The sequence below is a fragment of the Pseudomonas mandelii genome (assembly GCF_900106065.1).
Classification (GTDB): domain Bacteria; phylum Pseudomonadota; class Gammaproteobacteria; order Pseudomonadales; family Pseudomonadaceae; genus Aquipseudomonas; species Aquipseudomonas mandelii.
In genome coordinates this window covers 1,598,888-1,615,570 of sequence record NZ_LT629796.1, presented here as the reverse complement: position 1 = coordinate 1,615,570, position 16,683 = coordinate 1,598,888, and the positions used below count along the sequence as shown (strand labels likewise).

17 protein-coding genes are annotated in these 16,683 nt (G+C 59.4%); 12 read left to right on the top strand and 5 right to left on the bottom strand.

Features of this window, described 5'->3' with window-relative positions; genetic code table 11:
• The first annotated feature begins 1 nt into the window (after position 1).
• The 3 genes from motB (at position 2) to BLU63_RS07315 (ending at position 2,833) form a co-directional block, all read left to right on the top strand.
• Complete coding sequence (motB, locus tag BLU63_RS07325; protein WP_010464211.1) at positions 2–1,030, top strand: flagellar motor protein MotB; 1,029 nt, start codon at positions 2–4, stop codon at positions 1,028–1,030.
• Positions 1,031–1,824: 794 nt separating this feature from the next.
• On the top strand, positions 1,825–2,094 hold the full coding sequence (locus BLU63_RS07320) for a hypothetical protein (protein ID WP_083375178.1): 270 nt from the start codon (positions 1,825–1,827) through the stop codon (positions 2,092–2,094).
• A 139-nt stretch (positions 2,095–2,233) separates the two neighbouring features.
• A complete protein-coding gene (locus BLU63_RS07315) occupies positions 2,234–2,833 on the top strand; it encodes a hypothetical protein (RefSeq protein WP_083375177.1) in 600 nt (199 codons plus the stop codon).
• Positions 2,834–3,001: 168 nt separating this feature from the next.
• On the opposite strand, the gene BLU63_RS07310 is transcribed toward BLU63_RS07315, so the two are convergent.
• The 4 genes from BLU63_RS07310 to rsgA form a co-directional block, all read right to left on the bottom strand.
• On the bottom strand, positions 3,002–3,487 hold the full coding sequence (locus BLU63_RS07310) for a toll/interleukin-1 receptor domain-containing protein (protein ID WP_010464209.1): 486 nt from the start codon (positions 3,485–3,487) through the stop codon (positions 3,002–3,004).
• Positions 3,487–4,446 carry a caspase family protein gene (locus tag BLU63_RS07305; RefSeq protein ID WP_010464207.1) on the bottom strand — a complete coding sequence of 320 codons (960 nt, stop codon included), beginning with the start codon at positions 4,444–4,446 and terminating at the stop codon, positions 3,487–3,489. The genes BLU63_RS07310 and BLU63_RS07305 overlap by 1 nt, the downstream gene beginning before the upstream one ends.
• A gap of 3 nt (positions 4,447–4,449) precedes the next feature.
• The gene (locus BLU63_RS07300; RefSeq protein ID WP_010464205.1) at positions 4,450–4,857 is read right to left on the bottom strand and encodes a TIR domain-containing protein; all 408 of its coding nucleotides are present in this window, start codon (positions 4,855–4,857) and stop codon (positions 4,450–4,452) included.
• A gap of 211 nt (positions 4,858–5,068) precedes the next feature.
• The gene (rsgA, locus tag BLU63_RS07295; RefSeq protein ID WP_010464204.1) at positions 5,069–6,100 is read right to left on the bottom strand and encodes a small ribosomal subunit biogenesis GTPase RsgA; all 1,032 of its coding nucleotides are present in this window, start codon (positions 6,098–6,100) and stop codon (positions 5,069–5,071) included.
• A gap of 107 nt (positions 6,101–6,207) precedes the next feature.
• Between rsgA and orn the strand changes: the two genes are divergently transcribed.
• Both orn and BLU63_RS07285 read left to right on the top strand, forming a co-directional pair.
• Positions 6,208–6,750 carry an oligoribonuclease gene (orn, locus tag BLU63_RS07290; RefSeq protein ID WP_007995036.1) on the top strand — a complete coding sequence of 181 codons (543 nt, stop codon included), beginning with the start codon at positions 6,208–6,210 and terminating at the stop codon, positions 6,748–6,750.
• Between the two features lie 222 nt (positions 6,751–6,972).
• Positions 6,973–7,584 carry a trimeric intracellular cation channel family protein gene (locus BLU63_RS07285; RefSeq protein ID WP_007945604.1) on the top strand — a complete coding sequence of 204 codons (612 nt, stop codon included), beginning with the start codon at positions 6,973–6,975 and terminating at the stop codon, positions 7,582–7,584.
• Here BLU63_RS07285 and queG read toward each other — a convergent pair.
• Positions 7,566–8,645: a tRNA epoxyqueuosine(34) reductase QueG gene (gene queG, locus BLU63_RS07280; RefSeq protein ID WP_083375176.1), complete on the bottom strand. Its 1,080-nt coding sequence runs from the start codon at positions 8,643–8,645 to the stop codon at positions 7,566–7,568. The genes BLU63_RS07285 and queG overlap by 19 nt on opposite strands.
• Positions 8,646–8,708: 63 nt before the next feature.
• Here queG and BLU63_RS07275 point away from each other — a divergent pair, with 63 nt between their 5' ends.
• The 7 genes from BLU63_RS07275 (at position 8,709) to hflX (ending at position 16,641) form a co-directional block, all read left to right on the top strand.
• The gene (locus tag BLU63_RS07275; RefSeq protein WP_083375175.1) at positions 8,709–10,208 is read left to right on the top strand and encodes an NAD(P)H-hydrate dehydratase; all 1,500 of its coding nucleotides are present in this window, start codon (positions 8,709–8,711) and stop codon (positions 10,206–10,208) included.
• Positions 10,196–10,666, top strand: coding sequence for a tRNA (adenosine(37)-N6)-threonylcarbamoyltransferase complex ATPase subunit type 1 TsaE (gene tsaE / locus BLU63_RS07270; protein WP_077750238.1), 471 nt, complete (start codon positions 10,196–10,198; stop codon positions 10,664–10,666). The genes BLU63_RS07275 and tsaE overlap by 13 nt, the downstream gene beginning before the upstream one ends.
• Positions 10,667–10,714: 48 nt before the next feature.
• Entirely contained in the window at positions 10,715–12,094 is a 1,380-nt protein-coding gene (locus tag BLU63_RS07265) for an N-acetylmuramoyl-L-alanine amidase (RefSeq protein WP_370654465.1), read from the top strand.
• Between the two features lie 8 nt (positions 12,095–12,102).
• Positions 12,103–14,001 carry a DNA mismatch repair endonuclease MutL gene (mutL, locus tag BLU63_RS07260; protein ID WP_010464199.1) on the top strand — a complete coding sequence of 633 codons (1,899 nt, stop codon included), beginning with the start codon at positions 12,103–12,105 and terminating at the stop codon, positions 13,999–14,001.
• A complete protein-coding gene (gene miaA / locus BLU63_RS07255) occupies positions 14,001–14,972 on the top strand; it encodes a tRNA (adenosine(37)-N6)-dimethylallyltransferase MiaA (protein ID WP_010464198.1) in 972 nt (323 codons plus the stop codon). Before mutL ends, miaA begins: the two co-directional genes overlap by 1 nt.
• Positions 14,973–15,066: 94 nt before the next feature.
• On the top strand, positions 15,067–15,327 hold the full coding sequence (gene hfq / locus BLU63_RS07250) for an RNA chaperone Hfq (protein ID WP_007902656.1): 261 nt from the start codon (positions 15,067–15,069) through the stop codon (positions 15,325–15,327).
• A 12-nt stretch (positions 15,328–15,339) separates the two neighbouring features.
• A complete protein-coding gene (hflX, locus tag BLU63_RS07245; RefSeq protein ID WP_010464197.1) occupies positions 15,340–16,641 on the top strand; it encodes a ribosome rescue GTPase HflX in 1,302 nt (433 codons plus the stop codon).
• Positions 16,642–16,683 lie beyond the last annotated feature (42 nt).

Below are 16,683 nucleotides of genomic sequence, written 5' to 3'. Positions count from 1 at the left end.
CATGGAAAACAACCAGCCGATAATCATCAAACGCGTAAAAAAATACGCGGCCGGACATCACGGGGGCTCCTGGAAAATCGCCTTCGCGGACTTCGCGACGGCGATGATGGCGTTCTTCCTGGTGCTGTGGTTGCTGTCTACCGCCACGCCGGAACAGAAGATTGCCATCGCCGGTTACTTCAAGGACCCGGTCGGTTTTTCCGAAAGCGGCACGCCATACATCATCGATCTGGGCGGCTCCCCGACCCTGGCGCCGGAGAACACCCTCAACCCTGAGGTGAAGTCTCAGCCGCAGCCGGACCGAGTCACCGTCGACACCGACCAGGTCGAAGGCATGGCCGAACAGGTGGAGAAGGAACGCCTGGAACTGTTGTTGCAAGAATTGCAGAACAAGGTTGATGAAAACCCGCAGCTGCAAAAATTCAAGGACCAGATCCTGTTCGAAATCACACAGGACGGCTTGCGCATCCAGATCATGGACGCGGAAAACCGGCCTATGTTCGACTCAGGCTCAGCGCGTCTGAAACCGTATTTCGAAGACATCCTGCTGGCCATGGCCGACACCATCAAAGCGGTGCCGAACAAGATCAGCATCAGCGGCCATACCGATGCCAAGCCGTACTCGGGCACCGGTGATTTTGGTAACTGGGAACTCTCAGCCAACCGTGCCAACGCCGCCCGCCGTGCCCTGGTCGCCGGCAGCTATCCGGATCAGCAAGTGGCGCGGGTGGTCGGTTATGCCTCGTCCGCGCTGTTCGATCGCGAGAACCCGTTCAACCCGGTCAATCGCCGGATCGACATCGTAGTGCTGACCAAAAAGGCCCAACGCGCCATCGAAGGTTCGCAAGGCGTTGAACCGGCACCTGCGCCAACGCAAGGGCAGGGCGGTCCGGGCGAAGTGCCGGCCACGCCGGTCGATCCGAACGCATTGCCGGCGGATAAACAACCGCTGCCGGCCCATGAGCTTCGTGAGCGATTGAATATCTTCGAAGACCCGGCACCGAAACCGGTGGAGCCGCCGAAGCAGTGACCCATAACAATCAAGCCGACAGAGATGTCGGCTTTTTTGTGCGGCTTTCACGGGGTTGGCCGTCTCTGCATTTTTAGCGTGGGAATGGTCCCTGTGGGAGCGAGCCTGCTCGCGAAGGCTTTGTGTCGGGCGACGGGGGGAGGGCGGTGTACATATCCGTTTCTGCGGTAACGGCCGCCTATGGTTTCGCTCTTGCAGCGAGTCACTTGGAAAATCCCCAAGTAACCAAGGGCTCTTGCCCCTGATGTTCGGTGCCTCGCCCAGGCTCGGCATGCCCTCGCTCCGGTCCTGCTCCGCGGGCCCGCCGCCATCGGCCATTCATGGCCAGGGGCGGCTAACCCGGCATCCATGCCGGGTTGCCCACTACGCAGAACCTCCACTCGGCCTCTCGAGGGGGCGTGCACCGCAACAGCGCCGCGAGGCGGCCTGATAGCCGACCTGATTGTCAGGAGGTGTTTCCCTGTCGGAACCGGTTTGCTGGTGAGATTAGAAGTTGTAGGAACGGTCTGAAATTTTGTGGCGGGGTTCTCAGACTTGCGGGCGTCTGCCTATAGTTTCGCTGTCGCCGACAAATCGGTGATCGACTTTAGCCGGTCGTATCAGATGATGCACAAGCGCCCGTATAATCGCGGCGTTTTTGCTGCCTGGCATCTATGTCTATGGTGGCTGTGCGTGGGACACCTCAGGGTGTGCCGGGTTCATCTGTCCGGTCGGCTAACCCGCGCACAGCTACCACCCCAATTCGTTTAGCCGCGAAAGGGTGGGAGTTTCACCTATCAGATGAGATTCAAGTCATGTCCAAATATCACCCGCTCCAAGGCAATTTCAGCGTCGGTCCGACGCTGTTCATCGACACCGAAGCCAAAGTTTCCGACCTTTTGGAAACCGCTACTCACCGAATCAAAGCCGCCCGTAACCTGCTCAACAGTGTCACGTGCCTGTGCGTCAAAGACGCCGAAGGTCACGACCTAGAGCATTTCGCCAATGCTGCGCATATGTTGTTGCAGGATGGGTGTGACGCCTTGGATGCGTTGGGCTGGAGGCTGGAAAAAGCAGCCCCCTGAAACCAGAAAGCCGCGAGATGATCGCGGCTTTTTTGTGGAGCATGCCTTTTGAGTACGACTTTTATTATTCGTAGCGCAGAGTAATCCTCTGGCTTAGCGACGATGGCAGAATGCACGATTTTATGATTGGAGATATGGAATGAATTCTACGCAAGTGGTTGACGCTGTTACGGCTCAAGTCCAATCGGCCAAAGATCGTGGACATCAAGAAGTCACTATCGAGAGCTTAGAAACCTACCTTGAAGCCCTAAAGCAGCACATTGAAAGCCAAGCGCCGTTGATGCAGGCAAACATCGATTTTCAAAGGCAAGCCAATGAATACGCTCATCAGTCAGAACAAGAGATGTTTCGCTCTGTGATTGTCAGTGGGCAGATTGCTTTAAAAACAAGTCTTTTGATCGGCGGTGGTGGAGCAGCGGCACTGCTCGCTTTCGCCAGTTCTGCTTGGAAAAGCTTAAAGCCAGAAGGGCTGGAGCTTCTTGGATTGACGGTGTTTCTTCTTGGGGTTGGGGTGCTGCTCGTAGGGATTGCAGCTGGCACGACTTATCTTTCCCAGAGTTTTTACCACGACGGACTAGGCAAGCCGGATAAGTGCTTGGAAGATAAAATCGCTGATCGACTTAGAGTGGCGGCTTGCGCCTTTGTTGTTTTGTCTTATTTGGTGTACGGGTGGTCGTGCTGGAACATATTTCGGATGATGAAAAGTTTTTCGATTGAGGCATTCATTCCTGTGAGTTGAGTTCTCCATTTTTGGAACACAATCGTTAAACGAGGATGACTCCGATCTGAAGTGTCAATTCGTCTACTCGATTGAGCCAAATCTTTGCTGGGGTGATTTGGTAGGACGAGGCGAAGTTCCACTGAGGCAAAAAAAAGCCGCGGGATAATAGCGGCTTTTTTGTGCCTGTCAGTAACCGCGACGAATGCGGTTTTTGAGCTGGTCGTGGAACAGGTCGGCATTACTCTTGTAGGTACCTCGAGCGGATTCACTGAAGGACTCTATTCCTGTCGAGCGCTCCAGCATGGCCTCTTTGCGGTACGCATCGATAAAAAAGTCGAGATCGGTATCACCACTCAGCTTCGGCCATTTATCGAGGTATAGCGGCAGCGCGCTGGCCCCGATCTTGTAAGAGCAGATCCTGCGATCACTGATGGTCGCCTCACCGATTTCGAACGGCACCCACCAGGACATGGCGGTCTCCTGCGAGACCACCGCCAGCAAGTGCGTGCATTCGGTAATGTTGCGGGTGATGACGGCGGTAATGTCGTCGGTCTGCTGGGATTCTGTGTCCAGCACATCGAGATAGGTCTTGATATTCGCCAGTTTCAGGCGCGCATTGATGGCCATCGCCTGGACGCGGTCGGTGTGGCGGTAACTAATAAATACAGGCATCAGAAATGTCCCTTGATCGCGAGTTCGCGGTAATAGGCGCCGAGGGCCGTGAGGCGGCAGCCGGTGGAATGGATGGCGGCGTAGTACATGTGCTCGGCGTCCACCGGTTCGATCAGGCTGTGGCGATTGCACTTTTGCAGCTGGGCGAAGACTTCGCCGTGGTCCGGGTCAAACGATGTTTCGGTGGGTTCGTAGCTGGGGTCGAGCGCAAAGACATGGCTGGGCTCCGGGAACCAATCCTTGAGTTTGCGCAGGGTCTCTTCGGCGATCAGTGGCGTGACCTCGCGCAAGGGGACAAATTGCGAGACGTTGGTCTTGAACACCGGCCGTTGTTCCCACGCCCCCAGCGCATTGTCGACGAACGAATACACGCTGCCGGGAGTGACCTTGCCCAGTACGTTGGCGGCCCCGCCGTGCAGTGCTTGCAGCAGCAGATCGGTAAACACGCCGTGACCGCGTCCTTCGAGCGCAACCTGGTCTTTTTTGCAGGCGGTGAGGATGGTCATGCCTTCGCCGATGACGCTGCTGCCGCCGCGTAACCCGCGCATCGCGGCGGCTGCGCCGGCCTGGCAGCAGTCGAGGATGATGATTTTGTTCTTGATGTGAGGGGCGTTGTCCGCCCAACTCAATATGTCGCTGATACGAATGCCATCGCCACCCGGTGCAAAGTCCTGAGGAATCAGCAGTCCTTCGTCGATGCTGGTATCGAACTGGCCGTGGCCGGCGAAATACAGCAGCGCCACATCACAATCGCCGGAAAACAGACTTTGGATGTGCTGCTTCATGGCCGTCAGCGAAAGGTCATCTTCGGCTGAGGTCAGCACCTTGCTGCTGAAATTCGGTCGCCCGTTGGCGTGACGCTCCAGCACTGAGGCCATGGCCATCGCGTCGTTGTTGCATCCGCTCAATGGGGAGACGTGGGCGTAATGGTTGATCCCGATGAACAATCCCTTGCGCATGGCTCATCCCGCCGCGTGAGTGCGAATGGCACTGATGATGCTGTTGGTGTTCCAGGCACACTCAGCATGTGCGGCCTGGCGTACTACGGCAGAAATCCGCTCTGCACCAAAGGGTTTGACCGCAATGATCACCTTGCCCATGCGCCGGGCGATCTCGATTTCCTTGTTGATCCACTTGCTGTAGGTGGAATACATACCCGCCATGATCAGCACCGCCGAGCAAGGCCTGATCTTGTTCTCGATGGCTTCTTCCAGTTGTTTATCGGTCTGGGCGCCGATGATCGGGTTGTCCGTCGGCACTGAAAAATTTTTGAACGTGAAGCCGGGTTTGGCGTTGAGCAGGCGCACGAGGTTGTCGTGGGCGTGGGGATAACTCCACGAGTGGCTGATGAACAAATGATAGGTTTGCATGGATGTCCCTCGGTATCGCCGGAATGCGAAGAGGGCTTGAATGTATGCACTTGGATGGCCGCAACAAGGGCTGCGCGGTTAAAGAGACGGGTCCTTCAAGCAGGCGCGCAAATGCCCTACAGAGCTGTCTGACGTTTAAAAGGCGGGGGATTTTCAGGGCGCAACGAACAATCCGCCGCCCCGTGTGCATCGGAGCGGCTGGACTGTCTGTTTAGTAGCTGGTTTCGGGCAGGCTGGCGATGATCGAGCGATAGCTGTTCATCCGCTGCTGCTGCACGCGGCCTTCTTCCAGCGCCTTGAGCAGGGCGCAACCCGGCTCGCGGTCGTGCTTGCAGTCGCGGAAGCGGCAGGTGCCGATCAAGTCGTTGAACTCGATGAAACCGGCTTCGACGTCGGCACGGCTGACGTGGCCCAGACCGAATTCGCGGATACCCGGGGAGTCGATCAACTCACCGCCACCGGGGAAGTGGAACAACCGCGCGGTCGTGGTGGTGTGGGTGCCCTGGCCGGACAGCTCGGACAGCGGGCCGACACGGGCTTCGACTTCCGGCAGCAGGCTGTTGACCAGCGAGGACTTGCCGACGCCGGACTGGCCGACGAATACGCTGATGCGTCCGTCCAGCTGTTTTTGCAGCTGTTCCATGCCGTTGCCGTGGTGCGCCGAGACCTCCAGCACCGGGTAACCCAGCGTGCGGTAAACCGCCAGCAAGGCATTCAGCGCCGGGGCGTTCTGCTCGTCGATCAGGTCGAACTTGTTGAGCAGCAGCAGCGGACGAATCCCGGCGTGCTCAGCAGCGACCAGGTAACGGTCGATCAGGTTCGCGTGTGGCTCGGGCAGCGGGGCGAAGACGATGACGATCATATCGACGTTGGCTGCAACGGGCTTGAGCTGGCCACGGCTGTCCGGACGGCAAAGTTCGGTTTTACGCGGCAGTTGCGCCACGATTACCCCGATGCCTTGGTTGCCGGCACGCCAGACCACCTGATCACCAGTCACCAGCGCCGGCAGGTTGGCGCGCAAATGGCAGCGGAACACTTCGCCGGCCAGTTCGCCCTCAAGGGCTTCGACTTCGACCTGCACACCGAAGTGCGCGATCACCAGGCCCGTCTGTTCCGGACCCAGGTCGCCGCCCTCAAGTGCCTCGACAGCCGAGGACTCGCGTTTGGCGGCGCGGGCAGCGCGTTCACCTTGGATCTTTTCGATGCGCCAGTTTTGACGACGATTGAGTTGGCGTTTGGCCATGGGTGTTCCGTATCAAGAATGCAGCGATTAGGTAAAACGGCCGCGAGTTTAGCACGCCCGGGCGCCGCCCTAGGCTAAACTGCGCAGCATTGCCTAGGAGCCGACACATGCAAAACCCGCAGAATCTGATCTGGATCGACCTGGAAATGACCGGTCTGAACCCTGATACCGACGTCATCATCGAAATGGCGACCATTGTCACCGACAGTGACCTGAACACCTTGGCCGAAGGGCCGGTGATCGCCATTCACCACAGCGACGAGATCCTCGCCGGCATGGACGAGTGGAACACCCGTCAACACGGCGGCTCGGGCCTGACCCAACGGGTGCGCGACAGCCGCATCAGCATGGCCGAAGCCGAAGCCGAGACCATTGCCTTCCTGGAGAAATGGGTGCCAAAGGGCAAGTCGCCGATCTGTGGCAACAGCATCTGCCAGGACCGTCGCTTCCTTTATACCCACATGAAATCCCTGGAAAGCTACTTCCACTACCGCAACCTCGACGTGTCGACCCTGAAAGAGCTCGCCGCACGCTGGGCACCGGACGTGCGCGACAGCTTCAAGAAAGGCAGCACCCACCTGGCCCTGGACGACATCCGCGAATCCATCGCCGAGTTGCAGCACTACCGCAAGCATTTCATCAAGTTCTGAAGGGTGTCGGGCCTTTGTGGCGAGGGAGCTTGCTCCCGCTCGGCTGCGAAGCAGTCGTAAAACCTGCAAATGCGGTGTGACTGGAAGAATGCCGGGGAGCGCTTCGCGCTCCAGCGGGAGCAAGCTCCCTCGCCACAGGTTGCGTGTAATGCGTTCTCTTGCCCTCTTTTGGTGCCGGGACTAAATGGCTAGACTGCGCGCCTTTCTGCAAGGACCGCCACCATGTTGCTGATGCTCTACCTGATCGCCATCACCGCCGAAGCCATGACCGGTGCCCTGTCCGCTGGTCGTCGCGGCATGGACTGGTTTGGTGTGGTGCTGATCGCCTGCATTACGGCGTTGGGCGGCGGTTCGGTGCGCGACGTGCTGCTCGGTCACTACCCGCTGACGTGGGTTAAACACCCGGAATACCTGGTGCTGACATCGATTGCAGCCATGTTCACGGTTTTCGCTGCGCGCTGGATGCGTCACTTGCGCTCACTGTTTCTGGTGCTCGACGCCGTGGGGCTGGTGGCATTCACCCTGATCGGCTGCATGACCGCCCTGGAAATGGGTCACGGCATGCTGGTGGCCTCGGTCAGCGGCGTGATCACCGGGGTGTTCGGCGGCATCCTGCGCGACATCTTCTGCAACGACATCCCGCTGATCTTCCGCCGCGAACTCTACGCCAGCGTCTCGTTCGCTGCGGCGTGGTGCTACATGCTGTGCATCTACCTGCAATTACCCGGCGAACAGGCGATTTTGATCACGTTGTTTGGCGGTTTCCTGTTGCGGTTGCTGGCGATTCGTTTCCACTGGGAAATGCCGAAATTCGTTTATAACGACGAAGCCTGACGCTCGGCGTGTTGTTTCAGCGCCCACTCGACGTGTTCCCGCACCAGTTCCGACGGATAGTCGCGCCGCGCTTTCAATGCTTCCAGCACCGGAATGCTCGAGGGTGCGTTCCCTAGCCCGACGGCGAGGTTACGCAACCAACGCTCGTAACCGGCACGGCGCAATGGTGAACCTTCGGTGCTGCTGAGGAACCTGTCCTCATCCCACATGAACAGTTCGGCCAGTTCGGCGTTGTCCAGGTTATGCCGTGGCTTGAAGTCGCTTTCGCCGGACGGGCGGGCGAAGCGGTTCCACGGGCAGACGATCTGGCAGTCATCGCAACCGAACACCCGGTTGCCGATCAACGGGCGCAAATCTTCGGGGATCGCGCTTTTCAGTTCGATGGTCAGGTAAGAAATGCAGCGCCGGGCGTCCAGCACATAGGGGCCGACGAAGGCGTTGGTCGGGCAAATGTCCAGGCACGCAGTGCAGCGTCCGCAATGTTCGGTGCTGTGCGGTGGATCGACTGGCAGCGGCAGATCGACAAAGAGTTCGCTGAGGAAGAAGTAACTGCCGGCCTTGCGATTCAACACCAGGGTGTTTTTGCCGATCCAGCCCAGGCCGGCCTTTTCTGCAATGGCCTTTTCCAGCACCGGCGCGCTGTCGACGAAGGCGCGGTAGCCGAACGGCCCGATGACCGCCTGAATTTTTTCTGCCAGTTGTTGCACACGTTTACGGATCAATTTGTGGTAATCGCGGCCCAAGGCATAACGCGATACGTATGCTTTTTCCGGTTGGGCCAGTAATTGCGCCATTTGGGTATCGCCGGGCAGGTAGTCCATGCGCAGGGAAACTACGCGCAACGTACCGGGGACAAGCTCTTCGGGATGCGAGCGTTTGCTGCCGTGGGCGCCCATGTAATCCATTTCGCCGTGGTAGCCGGCCGCCAGCCAGCGCTCCAGGTGCTGCTCATGCTCGGCCAGGTCGAGGCCGCTGATGCCGACTTGCTGAAAGCCAAGCTCGCGGCCCCAGTCCTTGATGGATTGGGCGAGGGCGGGCAGGTCTGTAGTAATAGCGGGCATGAGGCGAGAGAAACCGGAGCTGAGGTGCGTATAATTCTGCCAGACATCGGAGCCCGAAGACGCATGCCGCACACTAAAGATGATTTACCCGACGCGCTGTACAGCGCCGCGCACGTGCGAGCCCTTGATGCGAATCTGATCGCGGCCGGCACGCCGGGCTTCGAATTGATGCAGCGTGCAGCGCGAGCGACCTGGCGTGGACTCGTCCGTCAGTGGCCGTCGGCGAATGAATTGACAGTCGTGGCCGGTCGCGGCAATAACTCCGGTGACGGTTATCTGGTGGCGGTGCTGGCGCGACGTGCCGGTTGGCATGTCCGGGTCTTGGCGGCTGGCGATCCCCAGCGTTTGCAGGGGGACGCGGCGCTGGCCCATGCCGCGGCGGTGTCCGAGGGCATTGCGGTTCAAGCCTTCACTGCGCAGTCGGAATTGCGTGGAATCGTGCTCGACGCCTTGCTCGGTACCGGTTTGACCGGCGAAGTGCGAGAGCCCTTCGCCAGCGCGATCACCGCAATCAACGCCAGTGGACTGCCGGTGGCGGCGGTGGATATCCCTTCGGGTTTGTGCGCCGATACGGGGCGCATATTGGGCACGGCTGTCCGAGCTGATCTGACCGTGACCTACATTGCCTTGAAGGTGGGATTGTTCACGGGGGACGCCGCGGATGTGGTCGGCGAGCTGGTGTTCAACGATCTGCAAGCCAGCGCCGAGTCGTTTAACGGGGTCGACATTGATGCACGGCGCCTGACAGCCGGTAATTTGCCGCGTCTGGCAGGCCGCGTGCCAACCGCCCATAAAGGCAAATTCGGTCACGTCTTGCTGATCGGCGGTGATCGTGGCTTCGGCGGTGCCATTCTACTGAGCGCGCAGAGCGCATTGCGCAGTGGTGCGGGGATGGTGTCCGTGGCCACACGCAGTGAACATGTGCCTGCGGCGTTGGCGAGAATTCCTGAAGCGATGGTGTTGGGCACTTCCTCGGCCAATCAACTGATGGAACTGCTGCAAAAGGTTTCCGTGTTGGTGGTCGGCCCGGGCTTGGGTCAGGCTGCCTGGGGGCGCAGTCTTTTGTCGGCGGCGGCCAACGCGCCGTTGCCGCAAGTCTGGGATGCCGATGCGTTGAATTTGCTGGCTTCAAACCATGTGAGCTTGCCCAAGGACTGCGTGATCACGCCGCATCCGGGTGAAGCGGCGCGGTTGCTGGGGATCAGCACCGCCGAAGTCCAGGCTGATCGCCCGGCGGCAGCTCATGCATTGAGCAAAAAATATACAGCTGTTGTGATTCTTAAAGGCGCCGGCAGTCTGATCGCCAGCCCCGACGGGCGCCTGGCGTTGTCTCATCAAGGGCATCCGGCCATGGCCACCGCGGGTTTGGGTGATGTGCTGGCCGGTCTGGTCGGCGCGTTGCTGGCCCAAGGCATGGACGCGTTCAACGCTGCTTGTCTGGCGGTCTGGCTGCACGCCAATGCCGGCGAGCAACAAGGTAAATCGGGCCGCGGGCTGGCGGCCAGTGATTTGATCCCAGCCATTCGTCAGTTGTTGGAGGAGCAAGCACCGTGTCTGAAGTAACCCTGTACCTGGCCGATGAAGAGGCGATGACCGCATTTGGCGCACGCATCGCACAAACCACCCAAGGGCACGGTCTGATTTTTCTGGAAGGCGATCTGGGGGCGGGGAAAACCACGCTGTCACGGGGCATTATCCGTGGCCTGGGGCATGTGGGGGCGGTAAAAAGTCCGACGTTCACCCTGGTCGAGCCTTACGAAATCGGCGACATCCGGGCCTTCCATTTCGACCTCTATCGACTGGTTGATCCGGAAGAACTGGAGTACCTCGGTATCCGCGACTACTTCGAAGACGACGCGCTGTGCCTGATCGAATGGCCCCAGAAGGGTGCAGGCTTTTTGCCAAAGCCCGACCTGACCATTACCATTAGCCCGCAAGACAGCGGGCGTTCGCTGAAAATTTTGTCCCAGGGCTCGCGCGGCGAGTCGTGGTGTGCCGCTTTGGCATTGGAATCCAATTAAATGATGGGGTCAGGTATGCGCTTTCGCGCGATGGTAGCTGCCGTAGGGATGTTGTTTTTGGCGGTGACCGTCGACGCTGTGGCCGAGACTAAGGTCAACAGCGTTCGCCTGTGGCGGGCGCCGGATAACACACGGTTGGTGTTCGACCTGACCGGGCCGGTGCAACACAGCGTTTTCACCCTGACCTCCCCGGATCGGCTGGTGATCGACATCAATGGCGCCTCCCTTGGCTCGCCGCTGAACGTCAACACCTCGAACACTCCGATTACCGCCATGCGCTCGGCCCAACGCACGCCGACCGATTTGCGGGTGGTCATCGACCTGAAAAAAGCTGTTACGCCAAAAAGCTTCACCCTGGCGCCAAATGCCCAATACGGCAATCGACTGGTGGTCGACCTGTTCGATAACGCTGCCGATGCCGCGCCAATACCGGCGCCAACCAACGTCGCGACGGTGGCCCCAGTGCCGGTCACGCCGGTAGAGCCTCCGGTGAAGCTGCCGCCTGCGCCTGCCGGCAAACGCGACATCATCGTGGTGATCGACGCCGGCCACGGCGGCGAAGACCCGGGTGCCTCGGGGTCTCGCGGTCAGCGTGAAAAAGACGTGGTGCTGGCCATCGCCCGCGAATTGCAACGCCAGGTCAACGGCATGAAAGGCTTCCGCGCCGAACTGACCCGTACCGGCGACTACTTCATTCCATTGCGCGGCCGTACCGAAATCGCCCGCAAGAAAGGCGCCGACCTGTTCGTGTCGATCCACGCCGATGCCGCCCCTTCGGCTGCGGCGTTCGGTGCGTCGGTGTTTGCCCTGTCTGATCGCGGCGCCACCTCGGAGACGGCCCGTTGGCTGGCCGATAGCGAAAACCGTTCCGACTTGATCGGCGGTGCCGGCAACGTCAGCCTCGACGACAAGGACCGCATGCTCGCGGGCGTGCTCCTCGATCTGTCGATGACGGCTTCCCTGACGTCCAGCCTGAACGTTGGCCAAAAAGTCTTGAGCAACATCGGTCGCGTCACGCCGCTGCACAAACAGCGCGTGGAGCAGGCCGGGTTCATGGTGTTGAAGTCGCCGGACATCCCGTCGATCCTGGTCGAAACCGGGTTCATCTCCAACGCCAACGAAGCGTCCAAACTGGCTGCCGCGAACCACCAGCAGGCGCTGGCGCGTTCGATCAGCAGTGGCGTGCGCCAGTTCTTCCAGCAGAACCCGCCGCCGGGCACCTACATCGCCTGGCTGCGTGATTCCGGCAAGATCGCTCAAGGCCCACGTGACCACAGGGTAAACCCGGGTGAGACGCTGGCGATGATTGCCGTGCGTTACCAAGTGTCTCCGGCCACATTACGCAGCGCCAATAACCTGAAAAGCGACGAGCTGAAAATCGGTCAGACCCTGACCATTCCCGGCACAGAACTGGCGTCCAAAGAATGAATCAGGTGTTGACCCATGCGGCTCGCATCGAGCTGCTCAGCCCGCGACTGGCGAACCAGATTGCCGCCGGTGAGGTGGTTGAACGCCCGGCCTCGGTGATCAAGGAGTTGCTGGAGAACAGCCTCGACTCCGGCGCCAAACGCATCGACGTCGATGTGGAGCAGGGTGGCGTCAAGCTGTTGCGGGTGCGCGATGACGGCAGCGGCATTTCGGCCGATGACCTGCCGCTGGCCCTGGCGCGACATGCCACCAGCAAGATTCGCAACCTGGAAGACCTCGAGCAGGTCATGAGTCTCGGGTTTCGCGGTGAAGCCCTCGCCTCGATCAGCTCCGTGGCGCGTCTGACCCTGACGTCCCGGACCAAGGATGCCGACCAGGCCTGGCAGGTCGAGACCGAAGGCCGGGACATGGCGCCCCGGGTTCAACCCGCTGCCCACCCGGTGGGCACCTCGGTTGAAGTGCGCGATCTGTTCTTCAACACCCCGGCGCGGCGCAAATTCCTCAAGACTGAAAAAACCGAATTCGATCACCTGCAAGAAGTGATCAAGCGTCTGGCGCTGGCGCGTTTCGACGTGGCGTTTCATTTGCGTCACAACGGCAAAACCATCCTCAGCCTGCACGAAGCCCATGACGACGCGGCCCGTGCGCGGCGAGTGGCAGCGATTTGCGGTTCAGGTTTCCTGGAACAGGCGCTGCCGATCGAAATCGAACGCAATGGCCTGCATTTGTGGGGTTGGGTCGGGTTGCCGACGTTCAACCGCAGCCAGGCGGACTTGCAGTATTTTTTTGTGAACGGCCGTGCCGTGCGCGACAAACTGGTGGCCCACGCGGTGCGCCAGGCGTATCGCGACGTGCTGTTCAATGGTCGGCACCCGACGTTCGTGCTGTTTTTCGAGGTCGATCCGGCCGGTGTCGACGTCAACGTGCACCCGACCAAACACGAAGTGCGCTTCCGTGACGGGCGTATGGTCCACGACTTTCTCTACGGCACCTTGCACCGCGCCTTGGGCGATGTGCGACCGGATGATCATCTGGCTGCACCGGTGGCGACGGCGATCGTTCGACCGACCGGCATAGACGCCGGTGAATTCGGTCCCCAGGGCGAAATGCGCCTGGCGGCCAATGCCCTGCTGGAGCAACCTCAGGCGCAGCCGTCGTTCAATACGACGGCAGGCTCGGGCGCTGGCGCCGGTTATCAGTATCAATACACGCCGCGTCCCCAGTCCGGCGTGCCAGCGGCTGAAGCCCAGGCGGCGTACCGGGAGTTTTTTGCACCTTTGCCAGAGGCAAATGCCGTCGCGCTCCCGGCCGGTCAGGATGATATTCCTCCATTGGGCTATGCATTGGCGCAGCTCAAAGGTATCTACATTCTCTCGGAAAACGCCCAAGGCCTAGTGCTGGTGGACATGCACGCCGCCCACGAACGGATCATGTACGAGCGCCTGAAAATCGCGATGGCCAGCGAAGGCCTGAGCGGCCAGCCGCTGTTGGTGCCGGAATCGTTGGCGGTTAGCGAACGCGAAGGCGATTGCGCCGAAGAAAACGTCGCGTGGTTCCAGCGTCTGGGCTTTGAACTGCAGCGCCTCGGCCCGGAAACACTGGCGATCCGGCAGATTCCAGCCTTGCTCAAGCAAGCTGAAGCGAATCGATTGGTGAGTGATGTGTTGGCCGATCTGATGGAATACGGCACCAGCGACCGTATCCAGGCGCACCTCAACGAACTGCTTGGCACCATGGCCTGCCACGGCGCTATTCGGGCAAACCGGCGTCTGGCGCTGCCGGAAATGAACGGTCTGCTGCGGGACATGGAAAACACCGAGCGCAGCGGTCAATGCAACCATGGCCGACCGACCTGGACCCAATTGGGCCTGGACGATCTGGACAAACTGTTCTTGCGCGGTCGTTGATGAGCCAGCTGCCACCTGCGATTTTCCTGATGGGCCCGACCGCAGCGGGCAAGACTGATCTGGCCATCGAACTGACCAAAGTGCTGCCTTGCGAGCTGATCAGTGTCGATTCGGCGCTGGTCTACCGCGGCATGGACATCGGCACCGCCAAGCCTTCGAAAGAGATTCTGGCCGAGTTTCCGCACCGTTTGATCGATATTCTTGATCCGGCCGAGAGCTATTCGGCGGCGGATTTTCGCCGTGATGCGCTGGAGGCGATGGCCGAGATCACTTCGCGAGGCAAAATTCCGCTGCTTGTAGGCGGCACGATGCTCTACTACAAGGCTTTGGTCGAAGGACTGGCAGAAATGCCGGCGGCGGATCCCGAGGTTCGTGCGCAGATCGAAGAAGAGGCTGCACGCCTTGGCTGGCAAGCCCTGCACGAACAATTGGCGCTCGTAGACCCGGTTTCGGCGGCGCGAATTCATCCGAACGATCCGCAGCGACTCAGTCGAGCGCTGGAAGTTTATCGCGTCAGCGGTCAGAGCATGACCGAGCTGCGGCTGAGACAAAGTGCGCAAAGTACTGAAGCAGCCGCTTCGGGACTGCAACAATTGCCCTATACTGTCGCGAACTTGGCCATTGCTCCGGCAAATCGCCAGGTACTGCACGAGCGAATTAAACAAAGATTCACAGTTATGTTGGAACAGGGATTCATTGACGAGGTCGTAGCCCTGCGTAAGCGAAGTGACCTGCATTCCGGGTTGCCGTCTATACGTGCGGTAGGCTACCGACAAGTCTGGGACTACCTGGATGGCAAGCTGACCCAAGCCGAGATGCAGGAGCGTGGAATCATTGCCACGCGCCAATTGGCAAAGCGTCAGTTCACCTGGCTGCGCAGCTGGGCTGATTTACACTGGTTGGACAGCCTGGATTGCGACAATCTGCCGCGCGCCTTGAAATACCTGGGGACCATCTCCATATTGAGCTGAGTCCTTGCAATTGCCGTCTATCCTTGGGGGTGTGACGGCCACAAGCCATCTGTTTACCTATTTTTTATATTGAATCCTTAAAGGAGTGCGGCACATGTCAAAAGGGCATTCGCTACAAGACCCTTACTTGAATACTTTACGTAAAGAGAAAGTTGGGGTGTCCATCTACCTGGTGAACGGGATCAAACTGCAAGGCACGATCGAGTCTTTCGACCAGTTCGTTATCCTGCTGAAAAACACCGTCAGCCAGATGGTTTACAAACACGCTATCTCTACAGTGGTGCCGGTTCGTCCAATTCGTCTGCCTAGCGCAACCGAATCCGAAGCAGGTGACGCTGAGCCAGGTAACGCCTGATAGGAGTCTCCTTTGTTCTTTGAGCGCCACGGTGGTGGTGAGCGAGTGATCCTCGTTCACTTGGATGGACAGGACCCTGAGGCGCGCGAAGATCCGCAGGAGTTTCAGGAGTTGGCTAATTCGGCTGGCGCCGAGACCGTTGCGTTTTTTAACGTGCCGCGTCATCGGCCAACCGCCAAATTCCTGATTGGCAGCGGCAAGGTCGAGGAACTTCGCGACCTGGTCCATGCCGAGAAGGCAGATCTGGTGATCTTCAATCACATCCTCACGCCCAGTCAGGAACGTAACCTCGAACGTGTTTTCGAGTGTCGCGTGATCGACCGCACGGGTCTGATTCTCGATATTTTCGCCCAGCGCGCCCGTACCCATGAAGGCAAGCTCCAGGTAGAACTGGCCCAGCTTGACCACATGAGCACCCGGCTGGTTCGTGGCTGGACTCACCTTGAGCGTCAAGGTGGCGGTATCGGCATGCGTGGCCCGGGTGAAACCCAGCTGGAAACCGACCGCCGTTTGCTGCGGGTACGCCTGCGACAGATCAAGGGCCGACTGGAAAAAGTGCGCAGTCAGCGCGAGCAGTCACGACGCGGCCGTTCGCGTGCGGATATTCCTACCGTGTCCCTTGTGGGCTATACCAACGCCGGCAAATCCACGCTCTTCAATAACGTGACGAAATCCGACGTGTACGCGGCTGACCAGTTGTTTGCCACGCTGGACCCGACCTTGCGCCGTCTGGAGCTCGACGACCTGGGGCCGATTGTCCTGGCCGATACGGTGGGTTTCATACGCCACTTGCCTCACAAACTGGTTGAGGCATTTCGGTCTACGCTCGAAGAGTCGAGCAACTCAGACCTGCTGTTGCACGTGATCGATGCGGCCGAACCGGATCGCATGTTGCAGATCGAGCAGGTGATGGTGGTGCTGGGCGAGATCGGTGCCCAGGACTTGCCGATCCTCGAGGTCTATAACAAACTCGATTTGCTTGAAGGCGTTGAGCCACAAATCCAGCGCGACGAAAACGGCAAGCCCCAACGGGTCTGGCTGTCGGCGCGTGATGGCAGTGGTCTGGAATTGCTTGAGCAAGCCATTGCCGAGTTGCTGGGCGGTGATTTGTTTGTTGGCACCTTGCGCTTGCCGCAACGTTTTGCTCGACTGCGTGCGCAGTTTTTCGAACTCGGTGCGGTGCAGAAAGAAGAACACGACGAAGAAGGCATCAGCCTGCTGGCCGTTCGCTTGCCACGGGTTGAGTTGAATCGACTGGTGAGTCGCGAAGGTCTGCAACCGATGGAATTCATCGAACAACACACTTTGCAATAAAAGCCTGAAAAAGCGGTTGTGCCGCGGTGACAGGCATTCTGT